This is a genomic window from Ruminococcus sp. 210702-SL.1.03, from assembly GCF_020559915.1.
In the GTDB taxonomy this organism is placed as follows: Bacteria; Bacillota; Clostridia; order Oscillospirales; family Ruminococcaceae; genus YE71.
In genome coordinates this window covers 1-12,551 of the sequence record NZ_JAJCLZ010000026.1, presented here as the reverse complement: position 1 = coordinate 12,551, position 12,551 = coordinate 1, and the positions used below count along the sequence as shown (strand labels likewise).

15 protein-coding genes are annotated in these 12,551 nt (G+C 53.4%); 13 read left to right on the top strand and 2 right to left on the bottom strand.

From position 1 onward, the window contains the following. Positions 1–19: 19 nt before the first annotated feature. The 8 genes from LI114_RS11085 to LI114_RS11050 all read left to right on the top strand — a co-directional run bounded on the left by LI114_RS11085 (position 20) and on the right by LI114_RS11050 (position 5,792). Complete coding sequence (locus LI114_RS11085) at positions 20–160, top strand: hypothetical protein (RefSeq protein ID WP_227220702.1); 141 nt, start codon at positions 20–22, stop codon at positions 158–160. Continuing rightward, on the top strand, positions 157–1,464 hold the full coding sequence (locus tag LI114_RS11080; RefSeq protein ID WP_227220701.1) for a SpoIID/LytB domain-containing protein: 1,308 nt from the start codon (positions 157–159) through the stop codon (positions 1,462–1,464). Before LI114_RS11085 ends, LI114_RS11080 begins: the two co-directional genes overlap by 4 nt. A gap of 20 nt (positions 1,465–1,484) precedes the next feature. Continuing rightward, positions 1,485–1,847 (top strand): zinc ribbon domain-containing protein, encoded by a 363-nt coding sequence (locus tag LI114_RS11075; protein ID WP_227220700.1) that lies wholly within the window; start codon positions 1,485–1,487, stop codon positions 1,845–1,847. Positions 1,848–1,895: 48 nt separating this feature from the next. Beyond that, entirely contained in the window at positions 1,896–2,096 is a 201-nt protein-coding gene (locus tag LI114_RS11070; RefSeq protein ID WP_227220699.1) for a hypothetical protein, read from the top strand. A 46-nt stretch (positions 2,097–2,142) separates the two neighbouring features. Then, positions 2,143–2,739, top strand: a complete 597-nt coding sequence (locus tag LI114_RS11065; RefSeq protein ID WP_227220698.1) for a Maf family protein — start codon at positions 2,143–2,145, stop codon at positions 2,737–2,739. A gap of 2 nt (positions 2,740–2,741) precedes the next feature. Further along, positions 2,742–3,617, top strand: coding sequence for a DNA-processing protein DprA (dprA, locus tag LI114_RS11060; RefSeq protein WP_227220697.1), 876 nt, complete (start codon positions 2,742–2,744; stop codon positions 3,615–3,617). A gap of 184 nt (positions 3,618–3,801) precedes the next feature. Beyond that, entirely contained in the window at positions 3,802–4,839 is a 1,038-nt protein-coding gene (gene gap / locus LI114_RS11055) for a type I glyceraldehyde-3-phosphate dehydrogenase (RefSeq protein ID WP_022128447.1), read from the top strand. 137 nt (positions 4,840–4,976) lie between these two features. Then, on the top strand, positions 4,977–5,792 hold the full coding sequence (locus LI114_RS11050; RefSeq protein ID WP_022126595.1) for an Mrp/NBP35 family ATP-binding protein: 816 nt from the start codon (positions 4,977–4,979) through the stop codon (positions 5,790–5,792). A gap of 210 nt (positions 5,793–6,002) precedes the next feature. On the opposite strand, the gene LI114_RS11045 is transcribed toward LI114_RS11050, so the two are convergent. Further along, entirely contained in the window at positions 6,003–6,359 is a 357-nt protein-coding gene (locus tag LI114_RS11045; RefSeq protein WP_227220696.1) for a SpoVA/SpoVAEb family sporulation membrane protein, read from the bottom strand. 17 nt (positions 6,360–6,376) lie between these two features. Then, positions 6,377–7,390 (bottom strand): stage V sporulation protein AD, encoded by a 1,014-nt coding sequence (gene spoVAD, locus LI114_RS11040; protein WP_227220694.1) that lies wholly within the window; start codon positions 7,388–7,390, stop codon positions 6,377–6,379. A gap of 81 nt (positions 7,391–7,471) precedes the next feature. Here spoVAD and LI114_RS11035 point away from each other — a divergent pair, with 81 nt between their 5' ends. From LI114_RS11035 to LI114_RS11015, 5 genes are all read left to right on the top strand, one after another. Next, positions 7,472–8,128, top strand: coding sequence for an epoxyqueuosine reductase QueH (locus LI114_RS11035; RefSeq protein WP_227220693.1), 657 nt, complete (start codon positions 7,472–7,474; stop codon positions 8,126–8,128). A 101-nt stretch (positions 8,129–8,229) separates the two neighbouring features. Continuing rightward, positions 8,230–9,339 (top strand): 3-dehydroquinate synthase, encoded by a 1,110-nt coding sequence (gene aroB / locus LI114_RS11030; protein ID WP_227220692.1) that lies wholly within the window; start codon positions 8,230–8,232, stop codon positions 9,337–9,339. A gap of 19 nt (positions 9,340–9,358) precedes the next feature. Then, positions 9,359–10,582 (top strand): 3-phosphoshikimate 1-carboxyvinyltransferase, encoded by a 1,224-nt coding sequence (gene aroA, locus LI114_RS11025; protein WP_227220690.1) that lies wholly within the window; start codon positions 9,359–9,361, stop codon positions 10,580–10,582. 74 nt (positions 10,583–10,656) lie between these two features. Continuing rightward, positions 10,657–11,754, top strand: coding sequence for a chorismate synthase (gene aroC, locus LI114_RS11020; protein WP_022126673.1), 1,098 nt, complete (start codon positions 10,657–10,659; stop codon positions 11,752–11,754). A 95-nt stretch (positions 11,755–11,849) separates the two neighbouring features. After that, a complete protein-coding gene (locus LI114_RS11015; RefSeq protein WP_022126674.1) occupies positions 11,850–12,407 on the top strand; it encodes a DUF4364 family protein in 558 nt (185 codons plus the stop codon). The last annotated feature ends 144 nt before the right edge of the window (positions 12,408–12,551 follow it).

The window sequence follows — 12,551 nt, the reverse complement described above, 5'->3', positions numbered from 1 at the left end:
TGGAGTTGCATACTTCGATTTGGCAGGATTTGTGAAGAATAACGAAAAGTCAGGGCAGAAAGTTTTTTACCTTGACTTTTTGGCATTTTATGATATAATAAAAACAGCGGCTGAAAATAGCAATATTTGCGCCGCCAGACCAGATGAGGATAAAACATGAAGGTCATTGCGAAAAGAATAACGGCGCAGATAAGCTCGTTTGTGATCGGCGCAGGCGCTATCGCAGGGTACGGCGCTTTTGTTTTTACACAAAATACTCCGAATATCACTCATGCCGCGCCCGTTTACGCGCAGGAAACTGCGGCGGCTCAGACTTCTCCGCAGGGCGTGCAGAAGCTTGTATCAGCCGTTGAGTACGCGGAAAATATGTCGGCGCGCACCGTTACGGCTCTCCAGCTCCCCAAAGCCCGCAAGTATAAAAAGGCAAAGCTGGAAGATTACAGAATGCTGCTAAAGATCGATAAGAAAAAGTCGCAGGCGGAAAAGGACGCGGAAAATAAATTTGACGCAGTTTACGAACTTGACACCACGACTATCTACGACCCGCACCCCGATGCGCTGAATTTTACCGACACGCGAAGTGTAAAGGACGAATACTATACAGTAGATGACATCATCTCGGGCAATCAGGTGACGCTTAATGCGCACGAGCTGCTGTGTCAGGCTGTCTACAGCGAGATAGGCAGCGATTGGGACGAGAACGCCATAAAGGCGCAGGTTGTAGCGGCGTATTCGTATCTGCGGTTCAATGACTCTATTGACAGAGTGCCCACCGTGGGTCTGAAACAGAATTATCCGGAAAAAATAGAAAAATGCGTTTCGGCAGTAGAGGGGCAGGCTGTTTATTACGACGGCGAGATCATAAACGCTGTGTATTCGGCTTCGACCGCCGGCTATTCCATCGAAAGCGAGCGCATATGGGAAGTATACTACCCGTATCTGCGGGCGGTAGTGAGCGAATATGACAACGAAGACCCGAATTACGGGCTGGAATATAAATTTACGGAAGACGAAGTGCGCTCGATCTTGCAGGAAAAGCTTGGGCTGACGCTTTCAGATAATGTGAAAAACTGGTTCTCGATGGAGGACGTTTACAGCGGGAAGTACATAGGCTATGTCAATATCGACGGGCAAAAGACCATCACGGCGCGCACGATGCAGGAGATATTCGACCTCAAATCGCAGGCATTTACCGTAAGCTATGACAACGGTGAGTTTTTGTTCAACTCGTTCGGTTGGGGCCACGGCGTAGGAATGTCGCAGTGGGGGGCTTGCCTGTACGCGAAGCACGGCTGGACTTACGACCAGATATTGCGGCACTATTACCTCAACACCTCGCTGGCGCTCTCAGACGAGAACGCAAAGGCAGTGCAGAGGGGCATACCTGCCGACACGCCCGAGCCTGAGCAGAGCACCGAAAGCAGCGCGGAACAAGCGCCCGAGGAGAACTCTTCGCAGCCGTAAAGATCGAAAGGAAGATATATATGGCATTTATAGATGAGATCGGCAGAAAAATATCAAGCGGCGCAAATAAGGTATCTGCGCAGACGAAGAAAATGACTGAAACTGCCAGGATAAACGGCGAGATCTCGGCAAACAGCGCGGAGATCGACAAGCTGATGAAAAATCTTGGACTTTATGTAAAATCACGCCTTATAAACGAGATAAAAGACCCTGAAGCGCTTAAGATCGCCGCGCAGATAGACGCCTACATAGCGCGCAACGAGCAGCTCGCCGCGCAGTTACAGGCGGTAAAGGGCATACGCCACTGCGTGAACTGCGGTATGGAGTTGCCGCAAAACTCGGTTTTCTGCCCGAACTGCGGTACTCGCAACGACCCCGCGTAGCAGAATTTCCAGCAGGCGTATCAGCAGCCGAACTCGCAGTATCAGAATGTGCAGAGCGCGCAGCCACAGCCCGAGCCTCAGCCTGTACCCAATACTGCAAAGCAGGACATGAGCGCTTTTGCGCGTCCGCAGACGGAAAGTGCGCCGCAGGAAGAGATACGCACGGGTGTTTTTTGTACAAACTGCGGATTCCACGACATGAGCGGCTCGGATTTTTGTCCAAGCTGCGGCAAGAAATTGGAAAGATGATCACGCGGACTGCTCAAAAGGCAGTCCCTTTTTTTGGGAGGATAGAATGTCTGTAAATGTATGGAATATGCTTGACGGCAGACGTGTGGTGCTTGCATCCGCTTCGCCCCGCCGCCGTGAGCTGATGAAGCTGCTGACCGATGATTTTGAGATCATTCCCGCCGACATCGACGAGAGCGCGGAGGGCAGCGGCGCGTTTGAAGCCGCTGAGATGATAGCGCGGCGTAAATGTATGTGTATAGCCGAAAAGCTTGACGGCAATGCCGTTGTGATAGGCTGTGACACGGTGGTGATAAGTCCCGAAGGCGAACTGATGGGCAAACCGCGCGACGAAGCCGACGCGCTGAGAATGTTGAAAAGTCTGCAAGGCGCGCAAAGCTGGGTGTGCAGCGGAGTGTGCGTAAGTATTGCCGGCAAGGTCAAAAGCTTTACAGAGAAAACCGCGGTGACTTTTTATCCCGCCGACGACGAGCAGCTTCGCGCGTACATCGCGACGGGCGAGCCGATGGACAAGGCGGGCGCTTACGGCATACAAGGGCTCGGCGGACTGCTGGTCGAGAAGATCACGGGCGATTATAACAACGTCGTGGGTCTGCCGATGGCGCGGCTGGCTCGGACTATCGCCAAGCTTTTGGAGGTCTGAAAATGCAGCTTTCTAAAAGGGACTGGCTGCGGCTGGTGTGCGCATTCGGTGCTTCAAACAGCAAGATGTGGCGGTTTATCGACCCCGATTACCCCCTTGAAAGTTTTGAAATGCTGTCAAGCAGCTCAACTTTGCAAAACGAGCCGCACGTTCGGGCGTTCAAAAGAGTGACAAGCGATCAGCTTGACATGATATTCGAGTGCTGCGAGCGGCATAATATTTCGGTTGTCACGCTTTCGGACGATGATTACCCCGAACGTCTGCGCGAGATCGACGATCCGCCCGCACTGCTGTTCGTATTGGGCGATGTAAGCGTGCTGAACGATACGCCTACGGCGGCGGTGGTCGGCGCGCGCGACTGCTGCGAGTATTCGGCAAAGGCGGCGGGCTGGTTTTCGTCAGAATTGGCTGCGCGCGGAGTGTGCGTGGTCAGCGGATTCGCGAGGGGCATCGACACGGCGGCGCACGAGGGCGCGCTCGCGGTAGAGGGCAGCACTGTTGCGGTGCTGGGCTGCGGCATTTTGCACGATTACCCGCGCGGAACTATGCGGCGTAAGGCTGAGATAGCGCAGCGGGGCGCGGTCATTTCGGAATACCTGCCGACCTCTTCGCCGCTGGCGGAGAATTTCAAGGTTCGCAACCGTCTGATAACGGGTCTGGCGGACTGCGTGCTGGTCGCGGAGGCGGGCGAGCGGAGCGGTTCGCTAAACAGCGCGGGGCACGCCGCAGATCAGGGCAAAGAGCTTTTCGTACTGCCGCCGCACGACATTTTCAGCCCCTCTTTTAAAGGTCAGACGGCGCTGCTGGAGGACGGCGCGCAGCTTGCACTTTCGCCGAACGATATGCTGAGGTATCTGCGGAAAAACTACTCGATATGATAACGTATATGAACAAAAGGTTAATTTTACGCCGATTTTATAATTGTTTATGAAAAAATCACAATATTTTTTAAAAAACACTTGCAAAAAATCTCAAGGTGTAGTATAATAAAACCATAGGTTGCCTGCGATGTACTTCGCGGCGCCGAAAGACTGAACAATAATTTTAGGAGGTAAAATTTCTATGTCAGTTAAAGTTGCTATCAATGGTTTCGGCCGTATAGGCCGTCTTGCATTCAGACAGATGTTTGGTGCAGAGGGCTACGAAGTTGTAGCTATCAACGATCTTACCAAGCCTTCGATGCTTGCAGATCTTCTCAAGTACGATACCGCTCAGGGCGGTTACTGCGGCAAGATCGGTGAGAATCTTCACACCGTATCTGCTGACGACGAAGCAGGCACCATCACCGTAGACGGCAAGACCCTTACCATCTATGCTAAGGCTAACGCTGCTGAGCTTCCTTGGGGCGAGATCGGCGTAGACGTAGTTCTCGAGTGCACCGGTTTCTACACCTCTAAGGCTAAGAGCCAGGCTCACATCGACGCAGGCGCTAAGAAGGTTGTTATCTCTGCTCCCGCAGGCAATGACCTCAAGACCATCGTTTACTCTGTAAATGAGGGCACTCTTACCGCTGATGACACCATCATCTCGGCTGCTTCCTGCACCACCAACTGCCTCGCTCCTATGGCTAAGGCTCTTAACGATTATGCTCCTATCCAGAGCGGTATCATGAGCACTATCCATGCTTACACCGGCGACCAGATGATCCTCGACGGTCCTCACAGAAAGGGCGACCTGAGAAGAGCTAGAGCAGGTGCTGCTAACATCGTTCCTAACTCCACCGGCGCTGCTAAGGCTATCGGCCTCGTTATCCCTGAGCTGAACGGCAAGCTCATCGGCTCCGCTCAGAGAGTTCCTGTTCCTACCGGTTCTACCACCATCCTTACCGCTGTTGTAAAGGGTGCTGACGTTACCGTTGACGGAATCAACGCTGCTATGAAGGCTGCTGCTTCTGAGTCCTTCGGCTACAACACCGATCCTATCGTTTCTTCCGACGTTATCGGCATGAGATACGGTTCGCTGTTCGACGCTACTCAGACCATGGTTTCCAAGATCGCTGACGATCTCTATGAAGTACAGGTAGTTTCCTGGTACGACAACGAGAACAGCTACACCAGCCAGATGGTTAGAACCATCAAGTATTTCGCTGAGCTGGCTTGATCCTAAAATCAACTGTTTAGTTAAATAACATAAGGTCCTCCGCTTTCGGGCGGGGGACTTTTTTGTGCGCACGGTTGACTATTGCCGCAAAACGTGTTATAATAAACTTAATCTAATTTTGAAAGGAACGGATAAAAATGAGCGAATGTACTCACGACTGCAGTTCATGCAGTCAGAAATGCGGCGAGGCGCACGGCCCTGAGATCGCCAGACCGCACGAAGGTTCTCATATAAAGAAAGTTATCGCCGTGGTAAGCGGCAAAGGCGGCGTCGGAAAATCCCTCGTTACCTCGCTGATGGCGGTGAACGCTCAGCGCCGCGGATTTAAAGCAGCCGTGCTCGACGCCGATATTACAGGCCCTTCTATACCGAAAGTTTTCGGCATAAACGGCAGGGCGCAGGCTACGGAAAACGCGCTTTTTCCATGCAAGAGCAAGGGTGGCGTTTCGGTGATGTCGCTGAATCTGCTTACAGATAATGAAACTGACCCCGTTATTTGGCGCGGCCCCGTCATCGCGGGAGCAGTCACCCAGTTTTGGACGGACGTTATTTGGGGCGACGTTGACTATATGTTCGTAGATATGCCTCCCGGAACGGGCGATGTGCCGCTGACGGTCTTCCAGCAGCTTCCGATAGAGGGCATAATTGTTGTGACCTCGCCGCAGGAGCTTGTTTCGATGATAGTCGCCAAGGCGCTGAATATGGCGAAGCTCATGCGCATACCCGTGCTCGGCATCGTCGAAAATATGAGCTATGTTAAATGTCCCGACTGCGGCAAGCAGATAAAGGTGTTCGGCGAGAGCCATATCGACGAGATAGCGGCAGAAAACGGTATCGAGGTGCTGGGCAAGATACCCATGATACCCGAGATAGCCGCGCTTTGCGACGCCGGAAATATCGAGGACGTTGCGCAGGAATATATCCCCGCGGCAGACTCTATTTTTGAAGAATAATTAAGGCAACACCGCACAACTACCGCCTAGCGGCTTTGTGCACATCTTGCTTGCATATTTTCCGTCATATCACCCAAAACCTCCTAGCTTAACGCGAGTTAAGCGTCGTCGGCTTTAGGCAATCTGACGAAAAATCTGATGACGCAATCTGCACACAATAGTTGTGCGGTATTGCCTTAAAGGCGGAGAGTATCCGCCTTTTTTGCAATATTAGCTTCTTGCCGAGCTTTTCGCAAAGAGCGAAGCCAGTAGACCCAGCACGAGCGCGGCGGTTATGCCCGCAGCGCCCGTCGTCAGCGAGCCTGTCAGTATGCCGAGCGCACCCTGCTCGTCCACCGCTTTTTTTACGCCCTCAGCTATCAAATTGCCGAAGCCCGTGAGCGGTACTGCTGCCCCCGCCCCCGCTTTTTCGGCGAAAGGCTTATATATCCCGACCGCGCCGAGCAGCACGCCTGCCACGACGTAGCTCGTCAGTATTCGCGCGGGCGTGAGCTTCGTGAGGTCTATAAGAAGCTGCCCCACCGCGCAGATGCAGCCGCCTGCTAAAAATGCCCATAAATATTCCATGTCATATCCTCCGTAAACTAATTTTTCGGACAGCCGCGGCGGTGCGAGAGCCAAACGGCGTGCGAGATAGAGGGTATGCTCTCGCCCTGCTGATTGAGGGTCGGCGACATCAGCGCGCCTGTTGCGGCAAAAAGCACGTTTTGAAACTCGCCGGTGCGTATGCGGGGAAGAATATACCCGCAGAGCACGCCCGCGCAGCAGCCGCAGCCGCTTCCGCCCGCGTGAACGTCCTGCTCGTCGAATGAGTAGAGCATCGTTCCGCAGTCTTTGTGAACGTTGCGCAGGTTGTGACCATCGCGCTCGGCAAGTTCGCAGAGCAGACGGCTGCCTACTTTTCCGAGGTCGCCCGTTAGCACTATGTCGAAATCGGCGGGCGACTTGCCCGTGTCTTTGAAAAACGCCGAGATAGTCGACCACGCTGCGGGCGCCATAGCCGCGCCCATGTTGCTCGCGTCGGTAACGCCGAGATCCTCTATCTTGCCGACGGTAAATCCACGAACGTAGGGCGACCTGCCCTCGGCGGAAACACATAGTGCTCCGCCCGCGGTAGCCGTCCACTGGGCGGTAGGCGGGCGCTGTCCGCCGTAGTTAAGAGGGTAGCGGTACTGCCTTTCCGCCGAGCAAAAGTGCGAAGAGGTCACCGCCGCCGCGCGCTTTGCGTACCCCGCCGCCGTGAATGCCGAAGCCATCAGCAGCCCCTCTGCCATAGTCGAGCAAGCGCCGTACAGCCCGAGGAAGGGTATGCCGAATTCGCGTATGCCGTATGTCGTGCCCGAGCACTGGTTCAGCAGGTCGCCGCCGAAAAGCAGGTCTATCTCGGCTTCCTTCAGCCCCGCTTTTTCGAGCATATGCAGCAGCGCCTGCTTTTGCAGCTTGCTTTCGCCCTTTTCAAAGGTATCGGCTGACATATAGGGGTCGTCGTTTATCTTATCGAAATATTCGCCCATAGGCCCTTCGCCCTCCATTTTTCCGCCGACAGCGGCTGAGGCGATAACGCCTGGCGGGTCTTTAAAAATGTGAGTTTGTTTCAAAAAATATGCACTCCCTTTTTACATTCGTTAGTTTATAATCTATCCAAAAAAATGTACACTATACCGAAAGAGGTCTGAAAAATGGACAGTAAAATAAATTATCAGCTGGAACTTGACAAGCTGATAAAAAGCATACCGGCGGGCGAAACGCCTACGCTTTTGCTGCATAGCTGCTGTGCGCCATGTTCTTCGTACACGCTGGAATATCTTACGCAGTATTTTTCAATAACGATTTTTTACTACAACCCGAACATCTCGCCCGAAGAGGAGTTTCGCAAGCGCGTTGCCGAGCAGAAACGGCTCATCTCGCAGCTTCCGGTGAAAAATCCCGTCAGCTTCATAGAGGGCGAGTATAAGCCGCAGGATTTTTACGCGGCGGTGAAAGGTCTGGAAAATATCCCTGAGGGCGGCGAACGCTGTTTTGCCTGCTATCGCCAGCGATTGGAAAAGACTGCGTATCTTGCCAAAAAATTGGGCTTCGACTACTTCACGACTACGCTTTCCATCTCGCCTTACAAAAACGCCGCCAAACTGAACGAGATAGCGGCGGAACTGAGCGGTATCTGCGGCGTGAAAAACCTGCCCTGCGACCTCAAAAAGCGCGGCGGATACAAGCGCTCGATAGAGCTTTCAGCGGTGTATTCGCTTTATCGGCAGGATTACTGCGGATGTGTGTTCTCAAAGCGCGAACGCGAGGAACACGAGCGGCTGAAACAGCAGCGCGAAGATCGGTCTTAAATTCCGACAAATAATATCGGAATTTATAAAAAATACTTGAAATCGCGCCGAAAATAGTGTATAATAAATGTGTGTCAATTTATGATGAAAGGAACGGCAATATGAAATTTAACGTTGAGCTAAAAAGAGTAGTTGACGATTCTTATGATATAGAGATCAGCGGCGCGCTTCAGGATAAATGCGTGGGCGACATCGAAAACGGGCTTTTCGGCAGTGTGCGCAGGATAGCCGTTGTCACCGATTCAAACGTTCTCGACCTTTACGCCGAGGGCATACGCGCGCGGCTGGAAAACGCGGGCTTTGAAGCCAAACTTTTCACGATACCCGCGGGCGAAGAGAGCAAAACGCGCGAGATGAAAGAGTTCGTTGAGGACTCTATGCTCGCGGCGGGCTTTAGGCGCGACTGCGCGGTGCTCGCGGTGGGCGGCGGTGTAGTTACCGACCTCGCGGGCTTTGTGGCGGGCACATACGGCAGGGGAGTGCCTTTTGCAAATTACGCTACCACTCTGCTTGCGGCGGCTGACGCTTCCGTCGGCGGAAAAACGGCGGTAGATACCCCCCTAGCGACAAATCTGATAGGTATTTTCAACCAGCCTAAAAAGGTGTATATAGACATTGACGCATGGAAAACTCTGCCCATCGAGCAGGTGGCGAGCGGCCTTAGCGAAACCATAAAGCACGGCTGCCTCGGCGACCTTGAGCTTTTTGAATATCTGGAAAAGAACGTGGACAAGATCTTTGCGGGCGATAGAGCCGCCTGCGAATACATAGCCGAGCACAACTGCGCAGTGAAGTATAAAGTAGTTATGCTTGACGAACGTGAATCTGGTCTGCGCGAAACGCTCAATCTCGGCCACACCGTCGGCAGGGCGATAGAAACGCTCAGCGGTTACAGACTGCTTCACGGCGAAGCTGTCGCGATAGGCATGGCGGCGCAGGTGCGCCTCGGCAACAAGCTGGGCTACATCTCGCAGGAGAATATGCAGCGCGTGATAGATCTTTACAAGGCGGCAAGACTGCCGGTAGGGATACCCGATTACATCAACCGCGCCGAGCTTGTGAAAAAGCTTTACACCGATAAAAAGGTCAGAAACGGCAAGCTGCGCTTTGTTTTCCAAAAGGAGATCGGCGAAGTAATGCAGTTCGGCGAGAACGTGTACGCAAAGCCGATAGCCGAGGAAGAGATAGCGGCTGTTTTAGACGAAATGTAAAAGCATTTGGAGTAAATATATGGATATAAAAATAACGCCGAATCTGCTTTCGGGCGCGGTAACAGTGCCCCCCTCAAAGAGCGTGGCGCACAGAATGATGACGGCGGCGGCGCTCGCAAAGGGCGAGTCGGTCATCGAAAAGGTATACCCCTCAAAGGACATACTAGCGACCCTCGGCTGCCTTGAAGCGCTGGGCGCGCAGGTGAAGCTCAGCGGCAGCACCGCGGTGATAAAGGGCATAGAAAAGCTGCCGGAAAAGGCGACGCTTGACTGCTGCGAGAGCGGCTCTACGCTGCGCTTTCTGATACCTGTGGCGTGCGCACTGGGCGTAGATACCACGTTCATCGGCAGCGGCAGACTGCCCGAGCGCCCGATAACACCCTATTTGGAGGAGTTCCCGAAGCACGGGGTGACTTTCGACTACAACAACACTATGCCTTTTTCTGTAAGCGGCAAGCTTACGGGCGGTAAATTTTACATCAGCGGGGGAATATCCTCGCAGTTCATAACAGGTCTGCTGTTGGCGCTGCCTATGCTGGATGGCGACAGCGAGATAATCTTGACTTCGCATCTGGAGTCGAAGCCGTATGTCGACATAACCATCGGCACGCTGAAAGACTACGGCTGCGAGGTGCAGACTGCGGAAAACGGCTATTTTGTGAAAGGCGGTCAGCAGTACGAGCCTTTCAGCGGAGCGGTAGAGGGCGATTATTCGCAGGCGGCGTTTTTCTACGTTGCGAAAGCGCTCGGCTCTGACATCGAGATAGGCGGGCTGAACGAAAATTCATTTCAGGGCGATAAAGAGATAGTGCGGATAATAGAGGGCTGCCGCCGCGAAAACGGCAAGCTTGCGCCCTTTACCGCCGACTGCTCAGACATACCTGACCTTGTGCCGATATTGGCGGTGCTCGCGAGCTTTTGCGAGGGCACGTCGTATATCACCAACGCCGCGCGCCTGCGCATAAAAGAGTGCGACCGACTGGCGGCGATAACCCGCAGCCTGAACGCCGTGGGCGGAAAGGTCACCGAGCGCGAGGACGGGCTGATAATAGATGGCGTGAGCAGGCTTACAGGCGGCATAGTGCCCGACTTTAACGACCACCGCATACCTATGGCTATGGCGATGGCGGCTACCCGCAGCGATGCGCCGATAACTATACTGGGCGCGCAGTGCGTCAGCAAATCGTACCCCGATTTCTTTGAGGTGTACGAATCGCTCGGCGCGGATATAGAGAGAATATGACACCCTAGCTAGGGCGTTTTATATAATGTACGTTCGCGGCGGGCTGCTGAGGGCGTATAAGGAGGAATTTGACAATGGCATCAACATGGAGCAATAATATTTCATTTTCCGTATTCGGCGAGAGCCACGGCCCCGCTATCGGCGTGGTAATGGACAACGTGCCGCCCGGAGAATCGATAGATATGGATAAGCTGCTGCAATTCATGGCGCGCCGCGCACCTAAGAAGGACGCGACCTCTACTCAGCGCCGCGAGAAAGACCTGCCGCAGATAATGTCTGGCTTTCTGAACGGCAAAACTACCGGCACGCCGCTCTGCGCGTTTATACAGAATACCGACCAGCATTCGCAGGACTATATGAAGTCGAAGCTGGACACCCTCGTGCGCCCCGGCCATGCCGACTATACTGGCGCGCTGAGATACCGCGGATTCAACGACGTTCGTGGCGGCGGACATTTCTCGGGCAGACTTACAGCGCCGCTTTGCTTTGCGGGCGCGGTATGCGGACAGATACTTGAAAAGCGCGGCATTTATGTAGGCGCGCACATCGCCGAGATACACAAAATAAAGGACGATTCGTTTGACTCGGTAGTTACCTCGCGCGAGGACATCATGCGCATACGCGAAAAAGCATTCCCCGTTATAAACGACGAAAAGGGCAAGCGCATGAAGCGCGATATAGAAAAGGCTAGAATGTCGATGGACAGCGTAGGCGGCGTGGTAGAGTGCATAGCCGTGAACGTGCCAGCGGGCATCGGTTCTCCTATATTCGACGGATTAGAGAACAGCATAGCGCAGCTGATATTCGGCATACCTGCGGTAAAGGGTCTTGAATTCGGCGCGGGCTTTAACGCAAGCAAGATGCTGGGCAGTGAGAACAACGACGAATTTTACGTTGACGACAAGGGCCATGTGGTAACGCGCTCGAACTTTGCGGGCGGAATACTGGGCGGAATATCTACGGGCATGCCTATAACGCTGAGGGTGGCATTCAAGCCTACGCCCTCGATAGCCCAGCCGCAGCAGACCATCGACATGAAGAACCGCACCAACGAAACGATAGAGATAAAGGGCAGGCACGACCCCTGCGTAGTGCCCAGAGCTGTACCATGCGTAGAGGCGGCGGTGAACATAGCGCTGCTGAACCATATGTTGCAGTATCCAAATTTTTGATCACCCCCGATGCCGGCGACGAAAAGGACGAAGCCTGAGCGGAAGCGGGGGCTATAAGAATTGATGTGTAAAGGTATATTGAGAGGAGCGGTGAAATGTATCAGTATCCTGATATAAATCCCGATGTGCTTAATCCGCGTGAGGTGTACGAGGTAAAGCTGCTGCTGGCGTATTTTCTGAACCAGACAGAGCAGGACTGCACACCTTTGCAGCTTATGGAGATCGCGACGGGGGAGGGGATAGTGGACTATTTTCTCTATACTCAAGCGGTGAAAGAGATGCTGGAATCGGGGACGATACTATGCGAAGAACGCGACGGCGCGGAGTACTATGTGCTCTCAGAGAAAGGCAGAGCGGGAGCAGAGAGCTTCAAGCGGCTTGTGCCCAAAAGCGTGCGCGACCGCATACTCGCCTCGGGACTGCGCCTGTTCGCAAAAATAAAGAACGAGCAGAGCGTAAAGACGGAAATAGAGGAAACGGACAAGGGCTGCGTAGTGAAGTGCATAGTGCATGACAGCGGGGTAGTGCTGATGGAGCTTTCGCTCTTCGCGCCCGATCTGGAGCAGGCGCAGCATATGCAGAGGAAGATGGTAGAGAACCCTTCAGACCTGTACGGCAGGGTGCTGGACTATGTAGTCTGCAACAATATATAAAATCAAGGCGCTGTTTCGGCTGAAACGGCGCTTTTTTTGTGGATGGTGTAATAATAGTGTACAAAATGTCGGTAAATAATAGAATTAAATTATGCACCCCTACAAACCTGAGAAAAAAGCGAAAAAAGAGTTGACAAGAAGGAA